This window comes from Streptomyces sp. 3N207 (assembly GCF_052246355.1).
Classification (GTDB): domain Bacteria; phylum Actinomycetota; class Actinomycetes; order Streptomycetales; family Streptomycetaceae; genus Streptomyces.
Map to the genome: position 1 here is coordinate 187,603 of NZ_JBQQBV010000007.1, position 26,048 is coordinate 213,650.

The following is a 26,048-nucleotide window of genomic DNA, read 5'->3' on the forward strand; positions in this document are numbered from 1 at the left end:
GATGAGTACCGTGCCGCAGGATCAGTCCGTGATCTTCTATCCGTTCACGCAGGAATTCATGGAGGACCCCTATCCGCACTATGCGGAGTTGCGCAGGCATGTGCCGGTGCACCATCACCCGGGCGGCTTCTGGATGCTCTCGCGCTACGACGACGTGTCAGCGCTGCTGCGTAGCGGACTCTCCGTGGAGCAGCGCCATGTCGCGCCGGGGCCGTTCCGCGACGCGTACGCGAAGGCGGGCGTCACGGAGAAGCCGCGGCTGAAGGGGCTCGCCCTGCTGGACCTGGACCCGCCGGACCACGACCGGCTGCTCAAGCTGGTCAAGCAGGCATTCACCACCCGCGCCATCAACGCGCTCGAACCGATGGTCCGCGAGCTGGTCGACGAGGCGCTCGACGACATCGCCGAGGAAGGGGGAGGCGACCTGGTCGAACTGCTCGCGTTCCCGCTGCCGTTCGCCGTCATCTCGCGGATGCTGGGCATGCCGCCGATCGACACCAAGCATCTGCGCATGCTCACCAGCCTGTTGATGCGTTCGGTGGAGCTGACCACCGACCTCGAGGTGATGAGGGTCATCGAGGCAGCCGATGTGGAGATCTTCGAGCTGGTCAGCGACGCCGTCTCCCGGAAGCGGAGCGAGCCCGACGACGACCTGCTCACCGCTCTCATCGCCGCCGAGAGCGACGGGGACAAGCTGAGCCACGACGAGCTGGTCGCCCAGGTCACCATGCTCTACGTCGCGGGTTACGAGACGACGGTGAACCTGATCTCCGGTGGCGCGCTCTCCCTGCTGCGCAACCCGGAGCAGCTCGAACTCCTGCGGGCCGAGCCGGAGCTCGGCGAGAACGCGGTGGAGGAGATGCTGCGTTACGAACCCCCGGTGCACACCAGCAGGCGGGTGACGCTGGAGCCCTACCACGTCGGCGGCTACGAGATCCCTCCCGGCTCGTTCATCCTCGCCAACCTGGCCGGGGCCAACCGCGACGAGGAGTTCTGGGGCCCCGACGCGGAGGAATTCGACGTGCGGCGGGAGAAGGCGCGCAAGCATCTCTCGTTCGGCAGCGGTATGCACCACTGCCTCGGCGCGCAGCTCTCCCGTATCGAAGGCAGGGTGGCGATCGGCGAACTGGTGCGCCGCTTCCCCGGCCTGCGCATGGACGGCGAGGTCGAATGGAACGGCCTGCGGAGCCTGCGCGGCGCCGCCCGGCTGCCGGTCCGAGTATGAACCTGAAGGAGTGGACCCGATCATGAGTGAAGAACCGACCGGCCATCTGGTCGCCATCCTGGGCGGGGGTGTGATGGGCTCGGGCATCGCCGCCTTGGTGCTCGGACACGGCATACCCGTCGTTGTCGTCGACGTCGACGAGGAGACGCTCGAAGACGCGCGCGCCAGGATCATGCATCAGCTCAGGCACGCCCAGCTGATGGGCGTGCTCCCGGCCGGCCGTACCCCCGGCCAGCTGGTCACCACCGTGGCTCTCCCGAACGTGGTGGAGGCGACCGCCGTCATCGAGGCGGTGACCGAGTCACCCGAGGTCAAGGCCAAGGTGCTGACGGAGGCGTCGGCCGCGGTCAGGCCCGGCACTCCGCTGATCACCAACACCTCCGGCATTCCGATCAGCGAGCTGGCCGCCTGGACCGAACGGCCCGAAGAACTCCTCGGCACGCACTTCATGAACCCGCCCTACCTGATCGAGATGGTGGAGGTGAGCCGGGGCCCGCAGACCAGCGAGGCCACCGTCGAAGCGCTGGTCGCGCTGCTGACCGCGCTGAACCGGCGATCCGTGCTGGTACAGGACGCGCCGGGGTTCGTGACCAGCAGGCTGCTCCACCCGATGATCAACACCGCGGCGCGGATCGTGGGCGAGGGCACCGCCACGGTCGAAGCGGTCGACGAGCTGATGGAGGGGTGCCTCGGACACCCGACGGGCCCGCTGCGCACCGCGGACATGATCGGGCTCGACAATCTGGCCGACTCGCTCGCCGCGCTGTACGAGCGCACCGGTGCCGAAGAGTGCAAGCCCTGTGACCTGTTGCTGGCAAAGGTGCGCGACGGTGAACTCGGCCGCAAGTCCGGCCGCGGTTTCTACGCATACGGAAAGGAATAACTGTGACGACTGAACAGCACACCGAGGACGTCAACGCCGAATCCATCGAGAAGGCGCTGCTGAGCTTCCTGGAGGCGAAGACGAAGACATCGGTCGCGCCGGCACAGGAACTCTTCTCCTCCGGACTTGTGTCCTCGATGTTCGCCATGGAGCTCGTCGTCCACCTGGAGAAGGAGTACGGCATATCCATCGTCGGCACCGACCTGCGGCTGGACAACTTCCGGACGGTGCAGACCATGACGGAACTGGTGCTCCGGCTGCGCGACACGGCTGAGACGGCCGACGGTGCCTGAGCGGCTCGCCGACGAGATCGCGGTCGTCGACGAGCTCGTCGGCGACCGGGCCGAGGGATGGGACCTCGCCGGGGAGATCCCCCGTGAACTGCTCCGGAAGTTCGGCGCCGAGGGCCTGCTGTGTGCCCAGGTCGACGCCGGCCACGGCGGGCGCGGCCTGGGCAGCCGCGACAACGGAGAGCTCACCGCGCACGCCGGGAGCCGGTGCAGTTCGCTGCGCAGCGTGATGACCTCCCAGGGCATGGCGGCCTGGACCATCCAGCGGCTGGCCGGTCCGCAGCAGTCGGCGGCTCTGCTGCCGCAGCTGGTCAGCGGCAAGTTGGCGGCCGTGGGGTTCAGCGAGACGGACGCCGGTTCCGATCTGTCCACGATGAGCACCACGGTCGAGCTCGACGGCGACTCGCTCGTGCTGGACGGCCACAAGGTGTGGGTCACCGGTGCGTACTACGCGGACCTGCTGGTCGTCTTCGCCAAGTGCGACGGTGGCGCCGCCGCGGTGGTGGTGCCCACCTCGGCACCCGGGGTGCACGTGGAGCGGGTCGCCGACCCGATGGGGTGCCGTGCCGCGGGGCATGCCCACGTCCGGTTCGACTCGGTCCGGCTCCCGGCCTCCAGCATCCTCGGAGGGCCCGGCCTGCCGTTGCCGCTGCTGGTCACCGCCGCACTCGCGTACGGCAGGATCTCGGTCGCCTGGGGCTGTGTGGGCATCCTGCGCGCGTGCCGGAACGCCGCGGCCCGGCACGCGAGTTCCCGGACGCAGTTCGGCAAGCTCCTGACCGGCCACCAGCTCGTGGAGCGGCACCTTGCCGAGCTGTTCGTCGCCGAGCAGGTCGCGACCCAGGCGTGCGCGTACGCCAGCGAATGCTGGGAGGCCGGCTCTCCCGACCTCGTCGTCGCCACCGTGCTCGCGAAGCACGTCAGTGCCGGCAACGCGGCCAAGGGAGCCTCGACGGCGGTCCAGGTACTGGCATCGGCAGGGACGCGGGACGGCCATGTCGTGGCACGCGCGTACCGGGACGCGAAACTGATGGAGATCATCGAAGGCAGCAACGAGATCTGCCAGTTGATCCTGGCGGAGCACGCCGTGAAGACAGCGCAGTGAGGAGCCGGCCAGGGGGAGGCGCCCGGCCCGCGCCGAGTCGCGGGCCGGGCGGCGGCGCCGGCTACCTGGGCGGCATCCGGAGGGCGCCGTCGAGCCGGATCGTCTCGCCGTTGAGCATCGGGTTCTCCACGACGTGCGAGACGAGCGAGGCGTACTCCGCCGGATCTCCCAGCCGGCCGGGATGCGGCACCTGGTTACCGAGCGCCTCAAGCGTGGACTCGGGGAAGGAGTCGAACATGGGGGTGCGGAAGAGTCCCGGCGCGATCGTGACCACCCGGATCCTCCACTCCGCGAGATCGCGGGCGATCGGCAGGGTCATACCCACGATGCCTCCCTTGGAGGCCGAGTAGGCGGCCTGCCCGATCTGCCCCTCGAAAGCCGCCGCCGAAGCGGTGTTGATGATGACGCCGCGCTCCTCGCCGTCGTCCTCGGCCCTACTGATCTGCGCGGCGGCGAGACGTATGACATTGAAGGTGCCGATGAGATTGACTTGGACAACCTTGCTGAAGGCGGCCAACGGAAAGGGGCCGTTTTTCCCGACCGTCTTGACGGCATTGCCGATCCCGGCGCAGTTCACCGCGATGCGCAGGGTGCCAAGGCTTGTGGCGCGCTGGATCGCGGCGGCGACATCGTCCTCTTTGGTCACGTCTCCGGGTGAGAAAACGACCCGCTCACCCAGCTCCTTCGCGATCTGCTCGCCGGGCGAGGAAGACCGGCCGATGATGACCACGGATGCGCCGCTGCTGTGCAGCTTTCGTACCGCGGCCAGACCGAGTCCGGACGTTCCGCCGGTAACGAGCGCAACACTCCCTTCGATCCTCACGCATTCCCCCTGTTGTCGCTGTGGAAGTTGGCCAGTATGGCTCGATCAGCATAGTTCCCGGCGATCACAGGGGGAGACGGAACCGGTGGTTTCCCGCCTCCCGCCGGGTGGTTACGGGCGAGGGTCAAACCCCTGCGCACCCGCTCTTGTTGAGCGTTCGACGGTCTCCAGGGCCGATTCCCGGAGAGGGTTGCCACTTGTCGCCCGGTTTAGATAGCGTTGCCGACAGTCGTAGACGGCCGAGAATCCGCAAAGCCGGATAACATTCGAAGTTTCTGCCGTCGACGGCTACGGGGACGGAAATTGCAACGGGGGAACTACGGGGAGATGTCACCTACTTTTCACGGGTAGCAGGAACCGGGCCTCCGACGTTTGTCGGTGCGCCGACTGCTCGATCCTGTTCAGCGAGGCGGCGGATTTCTGCTGCCCGTCGACAGGGCCGCATACCGTGTTTTCGACGAGCCATTCGCTGTGAAGATGCCCGCCTGTCGGACGCCTGCCGGTCCGTTGCCATGCGGGGACGGATATTGATTCATGGGACGGATACCGATGCCCGAACGGCTGACATTCGACGAGACCTTCACCGTCACTGCCGACAACCCACTGCTGCAGGGTCACGTCGTCCACGGGCGGCATCTGCTCCCCGGAGTCGGCTACGTGGACCTGATACTCCAGGTCCTCTCCCGGCACGGCTACGACACGTCCGAGGTCGAGCTGCGCAACCTCACCATCCTCGCTCCGCTGGTCGCCGCCCCCGGTGAGCGCGTGCCGACCACCGTCCGAGGCCGCCCCGCAGCGGCGGGAGGGTGCAGGATCGAGGTCGTCAGCTCGCGGCAGGACGCCCGGGGGCAGGGCGGCCAGGGGCAGGGCGGCCAGGGGCAGGGCGGCCAGGGGCAGGGCGGCCCCGAGGTCGTCCACGCCACGGTGAACGCGCACCGGCACACCCTCCCGGCCTTCCGGGAGCGGCTGACGTTGCCGATCACCGGGGCCCACCGGCACACCCCGCTGGCCGATCTGTACGCGTGGCTGAGAGGGCTGGAGCTCGTCCACTCCGGGCTCATGAAGGTCGGCGGCGGGATACACCACCGTTCCGGGGACTGGGTGGCGGAAGTCGAGCTGGACCCCGCCCACCAGGACACCGCCGACGCATTCCCCTTCCATCCCGCCCTGTTCGAGGCCGGGGTGCTCGGCGCGGGCGTCGGCCTGCACATGCTGTACGAGGGCGAAGCGGCCGAGGATCTCTATCTGCCGCTGGTCTTCGAGTCGTTCCGCGCGTCGGCGCCGCTGGGCAGGCGCTGCTTCGTCCGGGTGCCGGCGGACTCGGCGCACCGGGACGAAGAACTGATGCAGCTCGCGGTGGAGTTCTACGACGAGACGGGACAGCAGGTCGCCGAGCTGAACCGCATCGTCGCCAAGCGGGTGCGCTCCGCCGACACCCTCGACGTACGGAGCGAGCCGCAGCAGGGTGCCGCACGGCCGGCCACCGGCATGCCCGCCGCACGGCCGGCCGGCGACGTTTCCGCAGCCACCGGCGCACCGGATGCCGCGGAGGTGGTGACGGAACTGGTCGCGGCCCGGCTGGCGCTGCCGCCCGGACAGGTCAACACGGGGGCGAGCTTCTACGACATCGGCCTGGCCTCCGCCGACCTCGTCTCGATGGTGCCCGAGCTGGAAGAGCGGCTGTCGCTCTCGCTGTCGCCCACGGTGGTGTTCGAGCACAGGTCGCCCGCGGATCTGGCGGCCTGGCTGAGCGGGCAGGTCGCCGAGCGCCGGGCGGCCGAGGCCCCGGCGGCGCCCACCGGTCGGGCGGAGCAGCCCTCCGCCCGTAGCGCCGTGGTCGAGGAGCTGGCCGCGTTGCTGGAGGTGGAGCCCCACGACATCGCGGCGGAAGGGGAGTTGGGGGAGTACGGCCTCGATCTGCCCCTCCGCGCCCGCCTCGCCGCGCGGCTCAACGAACGCTTCGGGTCGGCGCTGACCGCCGCTTCGCTCGCCGACCACCTCACTGTGGACGCCGTCGCCCACCAGGTCGCGGGCCGCCCGGCGGAAGAGCCGCGCCCGCAGGAGGCACGTCCGCAGAAGACGCGCCCGCAGAAGACTCGCCCCCAGGAGACGCCGCATCCCCTGCTGCACCACGTCAGCCGGCGCGACGGCGTCGTGGAGTACCGCACCCGGCTCGACGGCGACGAACCCTTCCTCCGCGACCACAAGGTCCGCGGGGGCCGCCTGCTCCCCGCCGTCGTGCAGCTGGAAATGGCGCGCGCCGCAGTCGAAGCCGCGCACGGCGGCGCGGGCGGCGCGGACGGCGGGGACGGCGGGGACGGCGCGGGCAACGCAGGCACAGTGCAGCTCGACGACGTCGTCTGGCTCCGCCCGGCGCTCTGCGGGCCCGAGGGCCTGGAGCTGCGCGTCACCGTGCACGACGTGCCGCGCGGCGGCTGGGAGTACACGCTGCACGCGGTCAGCGAGGACGGAGAGCTGACGGTGTGCGGCCGGGGCCGCGCGAGCCTGGTGGACGGTGCCGCCCCGACCCCGCCGTCCCTGGACGAGTTGCGGGCCCTGTGCTCCGAGCGGACCGTCTCCGCCGCCGACATCTACGACCTGTACGCCAGTGTGGGCATGGACTACGGCCCGGCGCAGCGCTCCCTCACGGAGCTGCACGTGGGCACCGACCGCTCCGGGCGGCCCCAGGTGCTCGCCCGCCTCCGCCTGCCCGAGGAAGCGCGCGAGGTGGAGGGCTGCCGACTCCACCCGAGCATCGCCGACGGCGCCCTCCAGGCAGTGATCGGACTGACGGCCCCGGCACGGGAGGGCGGGGACGGCGAAGAGGCCCGCGCCGCACTGCCGTTCTCGGTCCAGCGGGTCGAGGCACCCGCCCCCACACCGGCTGGCGCGTACGCCTGGATCCGGCACCAGCCCGGCGGCGGCAGCGGTCCCGGCGCCGGGCCGCTCGACATCACCCTGCTCGACGATGACGGCCGGGTGTGTGCCGAGGTGACCGGGCTGAGCACCCGTACCCTGGCCGAGCCGCAGCAAGACGAGCCCCAGCAGGACGAGCCGCAGGCCCAGCACGCCGCCGCAGCCGGCACCGTCGCTCCGCGGCCCGCCGGCGGCGACATCGCGATCGTGGGCCTCAGCGGTCGCTATCCGCAGGCGGCGGACCTGGACGAGTTCTGGCAGAACCTCCGCAACGGCCGCGACTGCATCCGGGAAGTCCCCGCGGAGCGCTGGGATCACCGGACGTACGCCGACGTCGGGGGCTCCTCCACGGCCAAGTGGGGCGGCTTCATCGACGACATCGACAAGTTCGACCCGCTGTTCTTCCAGATCTCCCTGCACGAGGCCGAGCTGCTGGACCCGCAGGAACGACTGTTCCTCCAGTGTGCCCACCACGCCCTGGAGGACAGCGGATACACCGGCGAGCTGCTGGCCCGCGCCGCGTCCGACCCGGACGGTCCCGCCGCGGCCGTCGCACCACCGGGCAGGGTCGGCGTCTTCGTCGGAGTGATGTACGAGGAGTACCAGCTCTACGGCGCACAGGCGCAGGACCGGGGCAGGTACACGGCGCTGTCCGGAAGCGCCTCCAGCATCGCCAACCGGGTTTCGTACTTCTACGACTTCCACGGTCCGAGCATGACCGTGGACACCATGTGCTCGTCCTCGCTGACGGCCATCCACCTCGCCTGTGAGGCCATCCGCAGCGGACAGTGCGAGACGGCGGTCGCAGGCGGGGTGAATCTGCACTCCCACCCGAACAAGTTCGTGCTGCTGAGCCAGCGCCGCTTCCTCTCCAGCGACGGCCGCTGCCGCAGCTTCGGCGAGGGCGGCGACGGTTACGTCCCCGGCGAGGGTGTCGGCGCGGTCGTGCTCAAGCCCCTCGCGCGGGCGGTCGCCGACGGCGACCACATCCACGGAGTGATCAAGGGAACAGCGCTCAACCACGGCGGACGCACCACGGGCTACTCGGTTCCGTCGCCCGCCGCGCAGGGCGAGGTCATCGCGGACGCGTTCGCCGCCGCCGGCGTCGATCCCTCGGCGGTCGGCTATCTGGAGGCGCACGGTACGGGCACCGCACTGGGCGATCCGCTCGAAGTCACCGGTATCACCAGGGCGTTCGAGGCGGCAGGCGGTTCGCCGGGGACGTGTGCGATCGGCTCCGTGAAGTCGAACATCGGGCACTGCGAGGGCGCGGCCGGGATCGCCGGCATCACCAAGGTGCTGCTGCAGCTGCGCCACGGCGAGCTGGTGCCGAGCCTGCACTCCGACAAGCTCAACCCGCATATCGACTTCGACGGCACCCCGCTGCGGGTCCAGCAGCGCAGGGAGCCCTGGCAGCAGCCCGTCGTGGCGGACGAGGCGGGCGGGACCCGGGTGCTGCCGCGGCTCGCCGGGGTGTCCGGCTTCGGCGCCGGCGGGTCGAACGTCCATGTCGTGCTGTCCGAGTACGTGCCGGAACCGGCTCCGCTCCCCGCGCCGTCGGGCACCGCCGGTCGCCCCGCGCTGTTCGTACTCTCCGCGCAGAGCGAGGAGCAGCTCGCCGAGCAGGCCCGCCGGTTGCGCACCCGGCTGACGGAGCTGCCCGAAGACGCACTCGCCGATGTCGCCTGGACGCTCCAGGTGGGCCGCATGGCGCTGGACGAGCGGCTGGCTTTCGCCGCCACCACGATGGCGGACGCCAGGGCGCGGCTGGAGTCCTTCCTCGCCGGTACGGACGCCGCGAACGCCGACGAGACCGCGCGCGGACCGGCCGCCTGGGTGCGGGGCACCGTCGGCCCCGGCCGGCAGGCGCCCACGGCAGCCGGTGAGGCCGCACTGCGCGGCGCTGTCACCGCGTGGACCGAACACGGCGAACACGACGAACTGCTGCGCCTCTGGGCGCACGGGGCGACGGTGCACTGGGAGGATCTGAGCCCCGCGGGGCCGCCTGCCCGGCGCGTCGGTCTGCCCGGATATCCCTTCGCCAAGGACCGCTGCTGGTTCGACCTCGATCCGGCCGACGGTACGGAGCCGAGGCGAGCACCGCTCGCGGCCCCGGCAGCCGCAGCGCCCGCGGAGCCGGAAGGCGACATGGTGCTGCTGCGGCCGTACTGGGCGGCGCGGGAGCTACCGGAACCCGGCGCCGACGGCACCGCCCACGCGAACGAAGGTACGTTCCAGGCCCACCACGTCGTGATCCTCGGCCGGCTGGGCACGGACGGACGTGACGGACTGCGTGCCGCGCTCCCCTCCGGTGCCGTATGCCACTTCCTTCAGCTTGCCGACGGTGCGCCGGACGTCTGGTACGGCGACGCAGCCCAGCGGCTGTTCGCCCTGGTCCGGGAGGTAATGGCGGGAGGGGTACGGGAGCCGCTGCTGTTCCAGGTCGTCCTGGCCGGTGCCGTCCCGTCCGGCGACGGAACCGCGGGTGAGCTCCTCGCCTGCTCGGCCGGCCTTGCGGGCCTGCTGAAGTCCGCCACCTCGGAACAGCCGCTGCTGCGCACCCAGTACGTTGAGTGCCTGGACGGCGCGGCGGCCACCACCGTCGCCGCTCGTCTTGCGGCCGAGGCGGCGGTGCCCGAGCCCGAGCCGGAGGTGCGTTACCGGGACGGCCGGCGACTCGTCGGGCGGCTCGCGGAGGCCGGCGAAGGCGCCACGCGCGGGTCCGCACCATGGCGGACCGGCGGCGTATATCTGATCACCGGCGGCGCCGGCGGCCTCGGCCGCATCGTGGCGGAGGACATCGCCGCCTCGGTCGACCACGCCACCGTGGTTCTCACCGGCAGGTCGCCGCTGGACGAGGAACGGCGGCGGGACCTGGACACCCTGCGCGCGCCCGGCCTGACGGTCGACTACCAGGCCGTCGACGTCACTGACCGGGACGCGGTGGCGCGACTGCTGGCACGTGTGGCCGACGACCACGGGCCGCTGACAGGCATCGTGCACAGCGCCGGCGTCCTGGCCGACGGCTTCCTGCTGCGCAAGAGCTCCGAGGACCTCGCACGTGTCCTCGGCCCCAAGGTCTCGGGGCTGGTCAACCTCGACGAGCTGAGCCGGGACCAGCCGCTGGAGTTCTTCTGCTGCTTCTCGTCGACCGCCGGCGCCTTCGGCAACGCGGGACAGGCCGACTACGCGGCCGGAAACGCGTTCATGGACGCCTACGCCGCATACCGCAACCGGCTCGTCGAGGACGGCCGGTGCAGCGGAAGGACGGTGTCCATCGGCTGGCCGCTGTGGGAAGCGGGCGGTATGGGCGGCGACGCCGTACGGCAGCACCTGCGCCGCGCCGGTCTCGCGCCCCTGGACACCGCCCGCGGGCTGGCGGCGCTGCATCACGCCCTGACGGCGGAAGCCGGTCCGGCGGAGGGCAGGCTGCTCGTTCTCGTCGGCGAGCGCGCGCGGTTGCTCACCGAACTCACCACACCCGAGGAGGAATCGCCGATGCAGGCCGATGCGCAGGAGAGTGCCGCGTCCGGACCGGCCGACGGGGCCGTGGCCGACGGCAGCCCGGCCGCCAAGGCCCCGGCCCAGGACCCCGTTGCCGACCGTCTCCTCGAGGACCGCGCGGTGGAACATCTGCGGCGCGTGCTGGCCTCGGCGCTCAAGCTGGGGTCCGAAAGGCTGGCTCCGGACGCGCCGTTGGACCGCTACGGCATGGACTCGGTGATCGCTGTCGATGTGATCTCCCAGCTGGAGGAGTCCTTCGGCCGCTTGTCCCGGACACTGCTGCTGGAGGTCGAGTCGGTTCGGGAACTGGCCCGCTACTTCATGACCGACCACCCGGACGAGCTGCGCGCGCTGCTCGGTATGCCCGCCGAGTCGGAACCGCCCGCGCCGTCGCCCGAACCGTCCGCGCCGTCGCCCGAGACAGGGCAGCCCGCCTCCTCCGGGACGGTGCCCGCGGACGCGGCGCACGCCCAGGAGGCCGCGTCCGCGCGGGAGGCCGCGCCCGCCCGCGCGACGGCGGCGGTCGCGCAGGAGCGGGCCCGGACGGCGCCTCTCCCGCAGGGCGAGGGCCGGCCGGGTTCCGGCGGGGACGTGGCGGTCATCGGCGTCAGCGGACGGTATCCGCAGGCCGACGACCTCGCCGCCTTCTGGGACAACCTCCGGACCGGCAAGGACTGCGTGACCGAGGTTCCCGCCGAGCGCTGGGACCACAAGGCGCTGCTCGACTCGGCGACCGAAACCACGGGCACGCGGCCGTCCGGATGGGGCGGCTTTCTCGACGGCATCGACCGGTTCGATCCGCTGCTGTTCGGGGTGTCCCCGCGGGAGGCGGCGGAGATGGACCCGCAGCAGCGGCTGTTCCTGGAGACCGTGTGGCAGCTGATGGAGCAGTCGGGCGTGACCCAGAACGACCTCCACCGGCGCTACGAACGGCGCGTCGGGGTCTATGTGGGGGCGGCGTACCAGCTCTACCGGGCCGACGACACCAACCCCGTGCTCGCGGCGCTGACCTCGTCCACCTCGTACAACATGATCGCAAATCGCGTCTCGCACTTCTTCGGGCTGGAGGGCCCGAGCCTGGCGGTGGACAGCATGTGCACCTCCTCCGCCATGGCGATCCACCTGGCCTGCGTCGATCTGCGCCGCGGTGAGACCGAGCTGGCGGTCGCCGGTGGCATCAACCTCACCGTCCATCCGGACAAGTATCTGGCCCTGTCCGAGCTGCAACTGCTCGGCAGCCACCCGGGCAGCCGCAGCTTCCGCGACGGAGACGGCTACCTGCCGGCCGAGGCCGTCGGCGCTGTACTGCTCAAGCCGCTGGACGCCGCCCTGCGCGACGGGGACCAGGTGCACGCGGTGATCAAGAGCACCTCCTCCATGCACAGCGGCCGGTCGTCGGGCTTCATGATGCCGAGCCGCCGTACCCAGGTGAACGTCATACGGCGGGCGCTGGCACAGGCCGATGTGGCGGCGGACTCCATCGGTTACGTGGAGGCAGCGGCCAACGGTGCCTCGATGTCGGACGAGATCGAACTGCGCGCGCTGCGGGAAGTGTTCGACGGTGTCACCGAGCCGGTGCCCGTCGGCACGGTGAAGTCGAACCTGGGCCATCCGGAGGCGGCCTCCGGCATCGCCCAGCTGACCAAGGTGATCCTGCAACTGCGGCACGGGGAGCTGGCCCCCCTCACGGAGGTCGGCACCCCCAACCCCAACCTCGCCCTGGACGGCACGGCGCTGGAACTGTGCGAGCGGCCCGCGCACTGGGAGCCCCGGCAGGACTCGGCCCCACTCCGCGCGCTGGTCAACTCGTCCGCGGCGGGCGGCAGTCACGTCAGCCTGGTCGTCGAGGCCCCGCCAGGCGCGGACCTTGTCGCGGACGTCCACGACTCCGGGCCCCAGCTCGTGGTGCTGTCCGCGAAGACGGGCCCGAGGCTGCGCACGGCGGCGGAGCGGCTGCTCGCGTTCGTGGAGGGCGACGCCGGGTCGGTGAGCCTGGCCGACGTCGCGTACACCTGCCAGTTGGGCCGTGAAGCGCTGCCCGAACGGCTCGCGGCGGTCGTCGGTTCGCTGGACGAGCTGCGTCAGGCGCTGACCCGGTATCTGGCGGACGACGGGGAGGCCGAGCCGGGTGACACCGCTGTGACCGTCCACACGGGCAACGCCGAGGAGGACGCCGGCCCGCTGGGCGCGATGCTCTCCGGCGCCCGCGGTGAGGCGTTCCTGGCCGGTCTCGTCGAGGACCGCGACCTGGAGCACCTCGCCGAGCTGTGGGTACGCGGCGGCGACGTGCCCTGGCGCAGGCTGCACAACGGTCCGCGCCCGCTCGCCCCACTGCCTCCGACAGCATTCGAGGGCGGCAGCTACTGGATCGGCCGCGGAGGTTGGCCGTCGGAGGCGGAGCAGGCTTCCGGGACGTCCGACGCGGAGCAGCAGAGCCTCGATGTCATCGCACTCGTGGAGAGCATGAGTGAGGAAGAACTGGACGCGCTGAACGCGAGCACCGAGCAGGCAGGGCGCGGATGACCACCGACCACCCGACCTTGTCCATGACGCTGCCGGCGTGCCCTGACACCGGGCTCGATACGCTCGTGCGATGTGGCGAGAGTTGATCGCGCGGCTCTACAAGGGTGCCAAGTTCGCTGCGCCCGCCTCGGACGAAGAGATCGATCAGGTCGAGCGCCGACTGGGACAGCCCGTCCCGGACGCGCTGCGCCGGTTGCTGCACGAGGCCGACGGAGTGCGTGACGAGTACGGGTCCGGGCTCGTGTGGTCCACACAGGAGATCATCGAGCAGAACGCCGAGTTCCGCGCGAGCTCCGACTTCGCCGCGCTCTATATGTCCTTCGACCAGCTGATGTTCATGGCCGACAACGGCGGCGGCGACCTGTTCGCGTACGTGCGCGTCCCGGCAGGTCGCCCCGACGACGTCTTCGTGTGGGACCACGAGACCGATGAGCGCAAGTGCGTCGCCCAGTCTCTGCGGGACTACCTCGAACGCCGCGCCGGCGACGACGGCGGCGACGGCTGGTACCACTGAACGGCAAGTGACACCGCCGCCGTCATCGGCGGCCGGGTCACAGGCCGGGCGCCCAGCTCGCGCGGTCAGGTGCCGCAGCGTGCGGTGTCGCCGCTCCGTGTTCCGGCACGACAACGGCCCCCGCCGCGTGGCGAGGGCCGGTCACTCGGGGGTCTGTTCCAGATGCTCAGGCGTCGAACTCTCCGCCTTGGACGGTAGCGATGAACGACGACCATGCGGACGGTTCGAACACGAGCGCCGGGCCGTGCGGGTCCTTGGAGTCCCGGACGGGGACAACCCTGCTGAGACCTTCACCAACCTCCACGCAGTTACCGCCGTTGGTGCTGTAGCTGCTCTTCCGCCACGTGGCGGGGAGCTTGCTTGCGCTGGTCATTGCTCCGGTTCCTCCAGGTAGCCGCCGATCAGTTCGGCGGACTCTTCGGGCGACAGGGCAACCGCCCTGAGCAAATCATATGCGTGTGCGCCTGCGGCTACCTCGCTCGTGTCCAAGGCAATTCGGCCCTGGGAGAAGCCATCGACGTATAGAACATCTGGCGCCGCGTCCTTACGCCGTGGCGGCGCGGAGCCGGTACGGCTTGGCGGCTGCGCCCCTTCCTCGAAGCGAAGGAGCGTAAACGGACCGGCTAGCCCAGGGTGCGCAAGGACCTTGAGGGGGACCACCTGAATCACGGTTCGTGGGTCCTCGCCTGCCTTGAGCAAGTGCTCGAGCTGCGCACTCCATACTTCCGCCCCTCCGATGGGACGCCGTAGAGCTTGCTCGTCCACTACAAACCACGCTCGGGGCGGAGTATCCCGCTCGAAGACTTCTTGCCGAGACATGCGGGCAGCAACGAGATCGTCAAGGTTGTCCGGCCTGACGGCTGCCAGCATCGCGCGGGCGTAATCCTCCGTCTGTAGAAGACCGGGGATGATCTGAGACTCAAAGACCCTCATAGACACCGCGTCGCGCTCAAGTTCGATGAACGGCAGGAACCACGAGGGATACGCGTAGCGGATGACGAGGGGGTACAGCCTCCCGAAGTGCCCGCCGGTCTTGAGAGCTTCGTCAAGGTCGTGGGCCAGTTCCTTCGACGGCACACGCTTGCCCGCCTCGATCTTGCTGAGCATTGACTGAGTGGTGTGGGCCAACCTCGCTGTCTTCTCTTGGGAGAGGTTCTGCTCAGTTCGGATGCGGGTCAACTCCGTTCCGAAGAAGGCAAGTAGTGAAGCTGTGGGGTCAGGTTCACCGGTCTCGACGGTCATGTGTGTATCCCTCCCCCATGACTTGTTTTGTGTCATGGCCAAGCGACTGTTGAACGCCGCTATGGGCGGTGATGGTTGATGTACAGATCGTAGCCACCCACCCAATGAGGGTGCACAACAACAGGCGTTCGGAGCGAAAGCCATGACGACGGAGCAGCAAACGGTGAAGAAGATCAGGGAAGCTGGGGAGGCTCGCGAGGCCCTCGGCTCGGCGTTGCGGCGGGCGGGTATCCAGCTCCCCGCCATGGACGTGCGTCCCCTGCTGCATGCCGACGGCGCCGGCTATGCCCTGGTGAGTCTCGGCGAGTGCTCCGTTCCCGTGGCCCGCGAGTTGGCGGCTGTCATCGAGAAGGGGGCGGAGCGGTGACCCGGCGGGGCTTTCGCGGTGTCCCTTACGTGATTGCGCGGGACGAGTCGGCAGCGTCCACCTACGAAGCCGAGTGCGTGTCCGGGGAGGGGAAGCAGTGTGGCGCGGAGTCCGGACCGCACCCCAGCCCGGAGCCGGTGGAAGAGTGGCAGCGCAGGCACACGCAGGAGACCGGACACCGTCGCTACTGGCGGTGCTTCGCGGACCACGCGGTCATGGAGCCCCTGGCAGGGCTGGAGGAACTCGCGCAGGCGAAGCGAGGGACGGCGTGAGTTTCCTTCCGGCCGCCGAACGCCAGTGGCGCAACGCTTGGCCACTGGCCGCGCAGACGGACGACGGTAACCCGTGGATGAAGGGCGCCTGTTGGCTGTACTGCCGCCGCGATGGTGTGCGCGTGCTGTGGGTCGGCTCCGTGCACACTCCGGGTGCGACAGGCGACGTGTACGCGTGCGGCCCATGCATTGCGGAGCTTGACCGCATAGTGCGCTGCCAGTCATACAGCCGGGACGCGCCCGCCGACGGCACCGCTCAGCCGGCCACGCTCACCGCGACTGTGCATGCACCCCCGCCGCGAACTCTGCCCGCGGGTGAGTCCGGCGGCCGTCACCGGCCGCCCCGCAGGCAAGCGGGAGCGATTCCCCGCAGCCCTGCAAGTCGGCAAGTCGCGATGACCGATACCAAGACGTGCGAGCACCGGCAGACCGAGCGGCGCGACGGCAAGACCTACTGCCGCAAGTGCAAGAAACAGCTCTACCTATGAAGGCTCCGCCCTCTGCCGGGGGACGACCGGTTCACGGTTCTCCCACACCGAGCCCCCGGCAGGGGGCGGGCACCACCCGCGCGGGCATCGACCCGGCGGCCGTATCACAGCAGCACACCGCCACCAAGGGAGCGGCAAATGAGCACGGTCATGGAAGGCCCGGCACCGTCACCGACGACTGCGCCGAGCGTTGTCGGGCTGGAGATCACCGGAGCCTGTCAACTGCAGTGCACGCAGTGCTTCGCCGAGTCGGGGCCGAACGGCACGCACGGTGCGATGACGGCCAGCGACTGGCGACGCGTGATCAGCGACGCGGCGGCGATGGGCGCTCGTGAGGTGCAGCTCGTCGGTGGCGAGCCGACAACGCACCCGGCATGGGCAGAGCTGGTCGACCACGCGTTGAGCCTCCGCCTTCGGGTCGAGGTCTACAGCAACTTGTTCCACATCAAGCCCGGTTGGTGGCGTCTGCTCGCCCGCGAGGGCGTGAGGCTGGCTACCAGCTATTACAGCGACCGCGCCCAGGAACACGACGCGATCACCACCCGTCCAGGGAGCTACGAACGCACTCGGGCGAACATCGCCGAGGCCGTACAGCGAGGCATTCCGCTGCGCGTCGGCATCGTGTCCGTTCTGCCGGGACAGCGCGTGATCGAGGCACGTCGGGAACTGGAAGCACTCGGCGTGACGAAGATCCGCATGGACCGGACGCGGCGCCTCGGCCGCGCCTCGCTGCCGGGGACCGGGAAGGACTCGGCGGAACTGTGCGGGCGGTGCGGGCATGGACAAGCGGCCGTCCTGCCCTCCGGCGAGGTGACCCGTGCGTGATGTCGCGATGGCTGACCACCGGCAATGTACGAGACCACGGCTTGACCGCAATCCTCGGCGGCAAGGCATGGGCCGAGGCGCTGCGCGCGGTTCCGGCCCGCGCGGATGCCAACCCGTGTGACCCTGACTGCAAGCCCGCGTTGGACGGCGGTGATTGCTCGCCCGCGGAACAGGAAGCTTGCGAACCCAAGTACGAGGAGTGAGGCGGCCGATGGACTGGAAAGCCCATGCCGAACGGCTCGCGGCCGAGGTGACCCCGCCCGTCTCCCGGTGGCGCGCTGCCCTCGCCTCCACTCTCCGGCACGTCTTCGTGCCCCGGTGGTGGGAACCCGCGGGCGGCGGCAGATGGACGCTGCGCGAGGGTCCGGCGGACGAGTCGGCATGGCTGCGCGCCGCCTACTCCGACACGTCCCTGGCGACCCGGGTCGGCTGCTTGCACGCCGACGACGCGAGCCCCGACGAGCAGCCGCGCGGAGTGCCTACCTCGTCCAGCACCATGCCCGGCCTCGTGGTCCGGATGCTGCGCCACGGACTGTTGTACGACGGGGCCGACCTTGGCCTGATCGGCACCGGCACCGGGGCCAGTACCGCCCTTGCGGCGCGGCGCCTCGGGGACAAGCACGTCACGACCGTGGACGTAGACCCGTACCTGACCGCAGCAGCGACCGAACGGCTCGCCTCGCTCGGCATGTCCCCCCAGGTGGTCACCTGCGACGCGACGGAACCGCTCCCGGGGGACTTCGACCGCATCGTGTCCATGGTCGCGCTGCGCAACCTCGCCAGTGTGGTTGCCGCGCTCCGTCCCGGCGGACGACTGGTGACCACCCTCGCCCGTATGCACGTGATCGTCACGGCCGACAAGGACGACGACGGCAGCGCCCGCGGGGTCGTCGAGTGGGACCGCGCCGGGTTCATGAGTACCCGCAAGGGTGCCGACTACCCACCGGGCACGGGCGAGCTGTTCGCGGCCGTACGGGACCGTGAGGGGGAGGAGGTGACCGAGGGACGCTATCCGGTGCTCAACGTCGCGGAAGCGTGGGACGTACGCGCCATGCTCGAACTCGCCGCCCCCGGGGTGGAGACCTACTACGAGGAACGCGGCGGGCAGCGTACGGCATGGCTGGTGCACGCCGACGGCTCATGGGCGCGGGCCTCGGCGACGTGGATCGATCCGCCCACCGTCCACCAGGGCGGCCCGCGGCAGCTGTGGACGATGCTGGAACGCGTCCGGCATCGACTCAACGCTGAGGGTGGTCTACCGATCTACGGCAGCCGGGTGCACATCACGCCCGACGGCGCATGCCACTTCACGCGAGGCAAATGGTCTGCCTCGTACGGCTGACACCCCATACGGCCTCCTGGCTGTCTGCCGTCTGGCCGCAGCAGACAGCCAGGAGCCCCTACGCGTCAGGTTCCAATTCTGACCGGTCGATGACGTACGACCCGCGCTGCGGAACCGTACGCACGTAGCCCTCTTCCCGCAGATAACGGACGGCCCGCCGGGCGGTGTCCCGTGCGACCCCATACCGCTGCCTGCCGCCCCCCCCCGCCGGTCACAGCCATCGCATCCGCAGCCCCTTCCGCATCCGCTTCGCCACCTCAGGGCGGCCACAGCACGCGGCGCCGCTAACTGCGGGCCAAGCTTCAGGTGGGCGCCCGGGATTTGCCTAAAAGGTTTAGGGAGATGCAGCATGGGCTCGATCAAACGGGAGGAAGGTTATGGCGCGGGCGGGGCTGACTACGGAACGGTTGACCCGAGCGGGGGCGGAGCTGGCCGACGAGGTCGGTTTCGACCAGGTGACCGTCTCGGCGCTGGCCAGGCGGTTCGACGTCAAGGTCGCGAGCCTGTACTCGCACCTGAAGAACTCCCAGGACCTCAAGACGAAGATTGCGCTGCTGGCGCTGGAGGAGCTCGCCGACCGGGCCGCGGACGCCCTGGCCGGGCGGGCCGGCAAGGACGCGCTGACCGCTTTCGCGAACGTCTACCGCGACTACGCGCGGGAGCATCCCGGGCGCTACGCCGCCGCCCAGACGCGGCTCGACCCGGAGACGGCCGCTGCCGGCGCAGGCGTCCGGCACGCCCAGATGACCCGCGCGATCCTGCGCGGCTACCACCTGACGGAGCCGGACCAGACGCACGCGGTCCGGATGCTGGGCAGCGTCTTCCACGGCTACGTCAGCCTGGAGATGGGAGGGGGGTTCAGCCACAGCGCTCCCGACACGGAGGAGACCTGGGCCCGGATGCTGGACGCTCTCGACGCCTTGCTGCGCAACTGGCCCGCGCCCTGATCCCGGCGCCCACGGCGCATTCGGGCAGCCATCCGGAAGGCACCGACCAGAGGCTGAAAACACCGACAAGAGGCTGAGGTTATGCAGACCGAACACGACTGGATCACCACACCCCTCACCGCCGACCTGGTGCGCGGGGCCCTCGAACTGGAGCGTACGGAGCACGGTCTGCTGCCGCACCGGCTGCCGGCGCGGGCCCGGGCACAGTGCGCGGACGGGCAGCTCGCCATGGCGGAGTCGCAACCGTCCGGCGTACGGCTGGTCTTCCGTACTCGGGCGACCGCCGTCGAACTGGACACGCTGCCGACCAAGCGGGTCTACGTGGGGGTCCCGCCTCGTCCGGACGGGGTGTACGACCTGCTCGTCGACGGCCGTCTCGCCGACCAGGCCGGGGTGAGCGGTGGCAAAGTCCTGACCATCGACATGGCTACCGGGGCCGCCGGGACGGAACCCGGCCCCGTCGGCACTCTGCGGTTCACCGGTCTGCCCGACCGCCTCAAGGACGTCGAGATCTGGCTGCCCCACGACGAGACCACCGAACTGGTCGCCCTGCGCACCGACGCCCCCGTCGAACCCGCGCCGACCCCGGACGGCAAAGTGTGGCTGCACCACGGCAGTTCGATCAGCCACGGCTCCAACGCCCGGCATCCGACCGGGACCTGGCCGGCGGTGGCCGCCCGGCTCTGCGGCGTGGAGCTGGTCAACCTGGGGCTGGGCGGCGCAGCGCTGCTCGACCCGTTCACCGCACGGGCGATGCGGGACACCCCGGCGGACCTGATCAGCGTCAAGGTCGGCATCAATCTGGTCAACGCCGATCTGATGCGGCTGCGCGCCTTCGGCCCCGCGGTGCACGGCTTCCTCGACACCGTCCGGGAGGGCCATCCCACCGCGCCGTTGCTGGTCGTCTCGCCCGTCCACTGCCCCATCCACGAGGACACGCCCGGCCCCTGCCTCCCGGACCTCGACGCGGCCGGCTCCGGGCAGCTGCGGTTCCGGGCAGCGGGCGATCCGGCGGAGCGGGCGAGCGGAAAGCTGACGCTGGGTGTCATCCGTGCAGAGCTGTCCCGCATCGTGGAGCAGCGGGCCGCCGACGATCCGAACCTGTACTACCTCGACGGCCGTGAGCTCTACGGTGCGGCGGACTTCGCCGAGCTGCCGTTGCCCGACGACCTTCACCCCGACCCCGCCACCCACCGCCGCATGGGCGAGCGTTTCGCCGAGCTCGTTCTCGGCGAGGGAGGGCTGTTCGCCGAGGGCGCTTGACGGTACCGGCGGCGGCTGGGACGCGGTGGGCGCCCTGGAGGAGTGGACGGAGCACGGGAGGGGCCTGGGGCTCCGCACCGGCCGGTGATCACCAGCGTTAAATGTCCTATTTGCGGTACTGTGATCACATGAATGCCGTACGACGGATCCTCCGTCTCGCTTCGGTGCTCGCGACCGTGGTGGCCGCGCTGCTCCTGGTGGTCGCGGCTGCCGCCGGGCCGCGCGCCGCGGACGGCGGCGGGGTCGACGATGCGGCCAACGCCCTGCGGGACGGCCCCGTCTACGTCGATCCGCGGGCCCGCGACGTACTGCCCCCGCGGGCGGCCGACGCCCTCGGCGACAAGATCGAACAGGCCGACAAACCGGTCCTCGTCGCCGTCCTGCCCTCCGACGGCGGGTTCGACCGGCAGACGCTGCTGCGGGACCTGCGGACCGAGACCGGCATCACCGGCGTCTACGCGGTAGCCCTCGGTAACCGCTTCGACGCGGGCGCGGACCACCAGGTCATGCCGCGCGACGCGGTCCAGAACGTGGCCGGCGCCGTGGAGCGCTCCCACCCGGGCGACCCGAGGGCGATGGTCACCGACTTCACCGGCCAGGCACTCGAGCAGGCGGACGGCGTGGCTCCGGCGTCCTGGGACGGCGGCGGCGCGGGGCAGGACGGCGGCCGTACCGGCGGCGGCACCGCCGCCATCGTGACGCTCGGCATCCTCTTGCTGCTGGCCGCGGGCGGCGCCTTCCTGGTGAGCATGGGCGGGCGCAGGCGGCAGGAGCGGCAGAACCGGGCCGCGCTGGAGAAGCTGCGCCCGGTCGTGGACGAGGACATCACCGCGTTCGGCGAGGAGCTGAGCCGGATCGGCTTCGACCCTACGACCGCGGCCGGCCGGGTACCCCGGGAGGAGGCCGACGCGGCGCGCGAGGACTATGCGCGGGCCCTCGACTCGTACGAGGACGCCAAGACGACGATGTCGGCGGCCCGCAGCCCGCGGGACGTACGGCGGGTGAGCGAGGCGCTGGGGGAGGGCCGCTTCGCCCTCGCCACCCTGGAGGCGCGGCTGGGCGGAAAACCGCTGCCCGAGCGCCGTCCGCCCTGCTTCTTCGACCCCCGGCACGGCCCGTCGGTGGAGGATGCGCAGTGGACACCACCGGGCGGTACGGAGCGGACCGTGCCGGTCTGCGCCGCGGACGCGACCCGGCTGGCGGACGGGGACGAGCCGATGGCCCGCGAGGTCGGCACCCCGCAAGGGCCCCGGCCGTACTGGGAGGCCGGGCCGGTGTACGCCCCATGGGCCGCCGGATACTTCGGCGGGGCCCTGCTGCCCGGTCTGCTGATGGGCACCATGCTGGGCAGCGCGCTGGGCGGCCCGTACGCGTACGGCTACGGCGGAGCGCCCGACGGTGATTTCGGCGGCGGCGACTTCTCCGGCGGCGACTTCGACTCCGGCGATTTCGGCGGCGGCTTCGGAGACGGCGGCGGCGGTGGCGTCGGCGGTGGGGACTTCGGCGGCGGCTTCTGAGGAGCCCAACGCGCATGGACAGGCGCGGGTTTCACCTGCCGTTTCCATGGTTACGTGCCCAAGTGCGCGGGAGTGAGCTCGTCCTGCGAAGGCACCGGTGGGTTGGGGACACAGCCCCCGGTGCCGTTTTTGCGCAGAAACGTGCGGATGGTACGGGGTTGCTGCTACCGGGGCTGTGGGTTCAGGCTCGGAAGTGTCCGGAGTACGGGAGCTTCCGGAGGCGGAGGCTCCGCGCGGTGAAGGACCGTCCGAGCGCTGGGAGACGTCGATGAGTGCCGCAACCGGCTCTGTGCGTACCTCTGTTGCCGCGGAGTGCTCGCGGCGCAGAGATGTGCCGCCGGGCGAGGCGGCAGCGGCTCCGGCCGCGGAGGTGTCGGAACCCCCGGAGGGGTCCGAGGTCGCGGAGGTGCTGGAGCATTCGCAGGCCGACTCCGCCGACCTGGAGCGGGAGCGGCTGGCCGCGCAGGTCGAGGAGTTGAGCGCGGAGGTCGGGCAGTTGCGGCAGGCGCTGGAGACCCGCCCGGTCATCGACCAGGCCAGGGGCATGGTGATGGCCCTTGCGCCGTGCGACGCGGAGACGGCCTGGCAGGTCCTGGTGCGGGTCTCCCAGCACTCCAACATCAAGCTGCGGAGCGTGGCCGCAGCACTGGTGGCCGGTGCCGAGGGAACCCCCGTACCCAAGCCCGTCCGGAAGAACCTGGCCGCCGCCCTCCACCGGATACGGATCCCCCGCGGCTGACGCGCCCGGCTACTCGGCCGCGTATCGATGCGGCCGCGGGGCCTGCGGCGCGGGACCGGACGCCGGGGGCTCGGAAGCCTCCGGTCTTCCCGTACTGGGGTGGCGGTGGTGCACCGGGGAGAAGTCCACCGCCTGCTGTGCCTCCTGCTGGAGCACCTCGGCGGCCTGGCGCACATCGCCGGGCACGTCGCCGTGCTCCTCGATCAGGCTGTTGTAGATGGGCGGGCCCGTGGCGTTGTCGATCGGCATGCAGAACAGCTCCTGGTGAGGGTACGGACAGACAACCGGCCACCCACATGGTGCGTGCGGGCGGCCAGACGCCGACCTTACGCCCTCGGCCCCCGCCGCCCCCGGGTGGGGCCGTTGCCGGTGGGACTGCCACCGCTCCGTGCCGGGGCGCTCCCGGCTCCGTCCCCGCACTCGCGCACCGGCTGTTCGGTCGGCTGTTTGACGTGGCGCTGAGCGGTTACGCACTCGGGTACGTGTGGCGACGTCGCCGCACGGAGGCACCGGCAGGTTGGAAGAACAGCCGCCGGTGCCGCCCCGCCTCCGACCGACGCGTCGGGACCCGATCGAGGGGTTTACCGGCCCTTGGCTCGGTTACACAAGAGACCACGTGCTTGGGAGGACAGGCACATCCGCGGGAGGCGACCGCAGTAGGTCACCCCGGGTGTGTTGCCCGGGCCCCGGGTGCGTCACCCGAATCCGCTACTCCCGCGGTTGTCCACGTGTCAGCGACACCGGGAGGAGCCAGATCCCATGTGCCCCGTACGGTACCGGCCCCAGCGAACCCGCCACAGCCATGACGATGCTCCCGACACCACCAGGGACTTCGAGCAGTTGGCCGGGTTGCCGGAGGGTCCCGAGCGGGAGGAGTTGTGCGGCCGTCTCGTGGAGGCGTGGCTGCCGATGGCCCACCGGCTGGCTGCCAAGTACCGCAACCGTGGCGAGACCCTGGAGGACCTGGAGCAGGTCGCCGCGCTCGGTCTGGTCAAGGCCGTCGACCGCTACGACCCGGCGCTCGGCACCCCGTTCGTGCCGTTCGCGGTGCCGACCATCACCGGTGAGATCCGCCGCCACTTCCGCGACCACACCTGGGACGTGCACGTACCGCGCCGTGTCCAGGAGCTCCGCAACAAGGTGCGGTCCGCGGTGCGGGACTTGAGCACCACGGTCGAGGACCGTGCCCCCTCCGTCGAGCGGATCGCCGAGCACACCGGCATGCCCCAGGAGGATGTGGCGGCCGGGATGGAGGCGCTCGGCAGCTTCCGCTCGCTGTCCCTGGACGCCTCGATGTCGGCCGGTGCCGACGACGGCTTCTCGCTGGCCGACACCTTCGGCCACACCGAGGCCGAGTACGACACGGTGGTGGCGCGGGAAGCGGTCAAGCCGTGCCTGCGCGAACTGCCCGAACGGCAGCGCCGGGTGCTGTACCTGCGGTTCTTCCGCGACATGTCGCAGTCCCGGATCGGCCAGGAGCTGGGCATCTCGCAGATGCACGTCTCCCGGCTGCTGTCCAAGAGCTTCGAGCGGGTACGCCGTCAGGTCGAGCACCCCGGCCGGGCACGCCGTCCGGAGGGTGCGGCACCCGCCGTCGGGGCTGGTGCGGGTGGCCGGGCGCGCCTTGGCTGTGGCTGAGCGCGCAGTTCCCCGCGCCCCTTCGGGGCGCGGGCGCACAGTCAGCGGGTTGTCGTCAAGTGAAGTGCTTCCGTGACCTCTTCGTCGCTGATCTGCGGGAAGTGCTCGTACCAGAGGCCGACGGCCTCGAAGACGGCGGGCTGTTGCAGACAGACCACCGTGTCCGCCTCATGGCTGAGCGCCTGCACGGCCTGCGGCGAGCCCACCGGGACCGCCAGCACGAGGCGACCTGGCCGCTGCCGCCGCAGAAACCGCAGCGCGGCCCGCGCCGTGACACCGGTGGCCAGCCCGTCGTCGACGAGGACGACGGTACGGCCCTCGATCCGCGGCTCCGGGCGGTTGCCGCGGTAGAGATCCTGGCGGCGGTGCATCTCGGTCCGCTCGTGCGCCACCGTCGAAGAGAGCCGGTCCTCGGTGAGGCCGAGCATCTCCAGGGCCGTCTGGTCGAAGACCGGCGGGTCCTCCCCGGCGATGGCTCCGATGCCGTACTCCGGCCGGCCCGGCAGGCCGATCTTGCGGGCGACCAGCACGTCCAGCGGCGCGTGCAGTGCACGTGCCACCTCGGCCGCGACGGGTACGCCACCCCGGGGCAGCGCCAGGACCAGCGGGTCCGGAAGCTCTTCCGTACGCTGCATCTCGCTCAGGGCCGCGGCGAGTTCGCGGCCTGCCTGGATGCGGTCTGGGTATCGCATCGGGGTCTCCTTCTGCGACGCGTTCTCGTTCTTCCGGGGCCTCACTCGCCGTCCGTGGTGGGCGGCAGCGCGAACCACTTGGCCGCTTCCCTCGCGGCCTCCTCCAACGTGCCCGGCTCCTCGAACAGGTGGGTGGCGCCCGGGACGATTTGGATACGGTGCGGGGCACGCAGCCGCTCGGCGGCGGCCTCGTTCAGCCGCAGCACCTGGTGGTCGCTCCCGCCGACGATCAGCAGCACCGGAGCCAGCACGTCCGGCAGCGCTTCGCCTGCCAGGTCCGGCCGGCCGCCACGCGAGACCACCGCGTACACGGTGCTCGGCCGCTGGGCCGCAGCCGTCAGCGCCGCCGCAGCGCCGGTGCTCGCTCCGAAGATCCCCACCGGCAGTCCGGCCGTCCGCCCGTGCCGGGTCAGGTCGTCGACGGCCGCCACCAGCCGGCGGGCCAGCAGCGGAATGTCGAACCGGTGCTCCGCCGTCGCCACGTCGATCTGCTCCTCCTCCTCGGTCAGCAGATCCAGCAGCAGCGTGGCGAGCCCTTCCTCGCGCAGCGCCGCGGCGACCGTGCGGTTGCGAGGGCTGAACCGCGAGCTGCCGCTGCCGTGGGCGAAGAGCACGGCGCCGGTCACCCGTTCCGGCACCTGGAGGTCGCCGGTGAGCACCGCTCCGTCGTCGGTCCGGACATGCACGGTTTCCATGGTTTCGGTGGCCATGCCTCCTCACTTCCCCTCGGGCTTTCCCTCACGGCGTCCCCTGCGCTTTTGGGTTCTCGCGCCGTTCCCCGGGTGCCCATGGGCGCAGCGGTCCAACCACGCCCCCACCTTGAGCTGGGGTTTCGCTCATATTGCTCGCGGATGACGCTCTTGTGACGGGTACCTCGCGCTGCTTACGGTCGGGCGACCGCAGGGCACCGGGGCCCCGATCGCAGGGCCACCG

The 26,048-nt window shown here is 70.9% G+C and carries 22 protein-coding genes and 1 pseudogene; 16 read left to right on the plus strand and 7 right to left on the minus strand.

All coding sequences use genetic code 11. The features are described 5' to 3' along the window. The first annotated feature begins 1 nt into the window (after position 1). The 4 genes from ACTWP9_RS13680 to ACTWP9_RS13695 are packed head-to-tail and all read left to right on the plus strand — an operon-like array spanning position 2 to position 3,503. Positions 2-1,225, plus strand: coding sequence for a cytochrome P450 (locus ACTWP9_RS13680; RefSeq protein WP_443246361.1), 1,224 nt, complete (start codon positions 2-4; stop codon positions 1,223-1,225). A 22-nt stretch (positions 1,226-1,247) separates the two neighbouring features. After that, positions 1,248-2,108, plus strand: a complete 861-nt coding sequence (locus ACTWP9_RS13685) for a 3-hydroxyacyl-CoA dehydrogenase family protein (protein WP_443246362.1) — start codon at positions 1,248-1,250, stop codon at positions 2,106-2,108. Between the two features lie 2 nt (positions 2,109-2,110). Next, positions 2,111-2,401 (plus strand): acyl carrier protein, encoded by a 291-nt coding sequence (locus ACTWP9_RS13690; protein WP_443246363.1) that lies wholly within the window; start codon positions 2,111-2,113, stop codon positions 2,399-2,401. Then, positions 2,394-3,503, plus strand: coding sequence for an acyl-CoA dehydrogenase family protein (locus ACTWP9_RS13695; protein ID WP_443246364.1), 1,110 nt, complete (start codon positions 2,394-2,396; stop codon positions 3,501-3,503). The genes ACTWP9_RS13690 and ACTWP9_RS13695 overlap by 8 nt, the downstream gene beginning before the upstream one ends. 61 nt (positions 3,504-3,564) lie before the next feature. Here ACTWP9_RS13695 and ACTWP9_RS13700 read toward each other — a convergent pair whose 3' ends face one another. Continuing rightward, entirely contained in the window at positions 3,565-4,326 is a 762-nt protein-coding gene (locus ACTWP9_RS13700; protein WP_443246365.1) for a 3-hydroxyacyl-CoA dehydrogenase, read from the minus strand. A 534-nt stretch (positions 4,327-4,860) separates the two neighbouring features. On the opposite strand from ACTWP9_RS13700, the gene ACTWP9_RS13705 reads away from it, so the two are divergent. Both ACTWP9_RS13705 and ACTWP9_RS13710 read left to right on the plus strand, forming a co-directional pair. After that, a complete protein-coding gene (locus tag ACTWP9_RS13705) occupies positions 4,861-13,269 on the plus strand; it encodes an SDR family NAD(P)-dependent oxidoreductase (protein ID WP_443246366.1) in 8,409 nt (2,802 codons plus the stop codon). A 70-nt stretch (positions 13,270-13,339) separates the two neighbouring features. Then, positions 13,340-13,783 (plus strand): SMI1/KNR4 family protein, encoded by a 444-nt coding sequence (locus ACTWP9_RS13710; RefSeq protein WP_443246367.1) that lies wholly within the window; start codon positions 13,340-13,342, stop codon positions 13,781-13,783. A 166-nt stretch (positions 13,784-13,949) separates the two neighbouring features. Here the strand turns inward: ACTWP9_RS13710 and ACTWP9_RS13715 are convergent, their stop codons facing one another. Both ACTWP9_RS13715 and ACTWP9_RS13720 read right to left on the minus strand, forming a co-directional pair. Further along, on the minus strand, positions 13,950-14,156 hold the full coding sequence (locus tag ACTWP9_RS13715) for a DUF397 domain-containing protein (RefSeq protein WP_443246368.1): 207 nt from the start codon (positions 14,154-14,156) through the stop codon (positions 13,950-13,952). Then, positions 14,153-15,025, minus strand: coding sequence for a helix-turn-helix domain-containing protein (locus ACTWP9_RS13720; protein ID WP_443246369.1), 873 nt, complete (start codon positions 15,023-15,025; stop codon positions 14,153-14,155). Before ACTWP9_RS13720 ends, ACTWP9_RS13715 begins: the two co-directional genes overlap by 4 nt. A gap of 142 nt (positions 15,026-15,167) precedes the next feature. Here ACTWP9_RS13720 and ACTWP9_RS13725 point away from each other — a divergent pair, with 142 nt between their 5' ends. The 5 genes from ACTWP9_RS13725 to ACTWP9_RS13745 all read left to right on the plus strand — a co-directional run bounded on the left by ACTWP9_RS13725 (position 15,168) and on the right by ACTWP9_RS13745 (position 18,319). Further along, positions 15,168-15,392, plus strand: coding sequence for a hypothetical protein (locus tag ACTWP9_RS13725; protein WP_443246370.1), 225 nt, complete (start codon positions 15,168-15,170; stop codon positions 15,390-15,392). Continuing rightward, positions 15,389-15,664, plus strand: coding sequence for a DUF7848 domain-containing protein (locus tag ACTWP9_RS13730; RefSeq protein WP_443246371.1), 276 nt, complete (start codon positions 15,389-15,391; stop codon positions 15,662-15,664). Before ACTWP9_RS13725 ends, ACTWP9_RS13730 begins: the two co-directional genes overlap by 4 nt. A 626-nt stretch (positions 15,665-16,290) precedes the next feature. Further along, positions 16,291-16,977 carry a radical SAM protein gene (locus tag ACTWP9_RS13735; RefSeq protein WP_443246372.1) on the plus strand — a complete coding sequence of 229 codons (687 nt, stop codon included), beginning with the start codon at positions 16,291-16,293 and terminating at the stop codon, positions 16,975-16,977. After that, positions 16,977-17,180 (plus strand): hypothetical protein, encoded by a 204-nt coding sequence (locus ACTWP9_RS13740; RefSeq protein ID WP_443246373.1) that lies wholly within the window; start codon positions 16,977-16,979, stop codon positions 17,178-17,180. The genes ACTWP9_RS13735 and ACTWP9_RS13740 overlap by 1 nt, the downstream gene beginning before the upstream one ends. A gap of 8 nt (positions 17,181-17,188) precedes the next feature. Further along, positions 17,189-18,319, plus strand: a complete 1,131-nt coding sequence (locus ACTWP9_RS13745) for a methyltransferase domain-containing protein (protein WP_443246374.1) — start codon at positions 17,189-17,191, stop codon at positions 18,317-18,319. Positions 18,320-18,377: 58 nt separating this feature from the next. Here ACTWP9_RS13745 and ACTWP9_RS13750 read toward each other — a convergent pair. Next, positions 18,378-18,509, minus strand: a pseudogene (locus tag ACTWP9_RS13750) (GntR family transcriptional regulator); the annotation flags it as partial. Between the two features lie 187 nt (positions 18,510-18,696). Here ACTWP9_RS13750 and ACTWP9_RS13755 point away from each other — a divergent pair. From ACTWP9_RS13755 to ACTWP9_RS13770, 4 genes are all read left to right on the plus strand, one after another. Continuing rightward, the gene (locus tag ACTWP9_RS13755) at positions 18,697-19,266 is read left to right on the plus strand and encodes a TetR/AcrR family transcriptional regulator (RefSeq protein ID WP_443246375.1); all 570 of its coding nucleotides are present in this window, start codon (positions 18,697-18,699) and stop codon (positions 19,264-19,266) included. An 81-nt stretch (positions 19,267-19,347) separates the two neighbouring features. Then, on the plus strand, positions 19,348-20,529 hold the full coding sequence (locus ACTWP9_RS13760; RefSeq protein ID WP_443246376.1) for a GDSL-type esterase/lipase family protein: 1,182 nt from the start codon (positions 19,348-19,350) through the stop codon (positions 20,527-20,529). A gap of 128 nt (positions 20,530-20,657) precedes the next feature. Next, the gene (locus tag ACTWP9_RS13765; RefSeq protein ID WP_443246377.1) at positions 20,658-22,046 is read left to right on the plus strand and encodes a hypothetical protein; all 1,389 of its coding nucleotides are present in this window, start codon (positions 20,658-20,660) and stop codon (positions 22,044-22,046) included. 268 nt (positions 22,047-22,314) lie between these two features. Continuing rightward, on the plus strand, positions 22,315-22,785 hold the full coding sequence (locus ACTWP9_RS13770) for an ANTAR domain-containing protein (RefSeq protein WP_443246378.1): 471 nt from the start codon (positions 22,315-22,317) through the stop codon (positions 22,783-22,785). Between the two features lie 9 nt (positions 22,786-22,794). On the opposite strand, the gene ACTWP9_RS13775 is transcribed toward ACTWP9_RS13770, so the two are convergent. Continuing rightward, positions 22,795-23,034, minus strand: a complete 240-nt coding sequence (locus ACTWP9_RS13775) for a hypothetical protein (RefSeq protein ID WP_443246379.1) — start codon at positions 23,032-23,034, stop codon at positions 22,795-22,797. Positions 23,035-23,544: 510 nt separating this feature from the next. Between ACTWP9_RS13775 and ACTWP9_RS13780 the strand changes: the two genes are divergently transcribed. Next, a complete protein-coding gene (locus tag ACTWP9_RS13780; protein ID WP_443246380.1) occupies positions 23,545-24,423 on the plus strand; it encodes a SigB/SigF/SigG family RNA polymerase sigma factor in 879 nt (292 codons plus the stop codon). A gap of 41 nt (positions 24,424-24,464) precedes the next feature. Here ACTWP9_RS13780 and ACTWP9_RS13785 read toward each other — a convergent pair whose 3' ends face one another. Continuing rightward, complete coding sequence (locus tag ACTWP9_RS13785) at positions 24,465-25,115, minus strand: phosphoribosyltransferase (RefSeq protein ID WP_443246381.1); 651 nt, start codon at positions 25,113-25,115, stop codon at positions 24,465-24,467. Positions 25,116-25,156: 41 nt separating this feature from the next. Further along, positions 25,157-25,825 (minus strand): dienelactone hydrolase family protein, encoded by a 669-nt coding sequence (locus tag ACTWP9_RS13790; RefSeq protein WP_443246382.1) that lies wholly within the window; start codon positions 25,823-25,825, stop codon positions 25,157-25,159. Positions 25,826-26,048 lie beyond the last annotated feature (223 nt).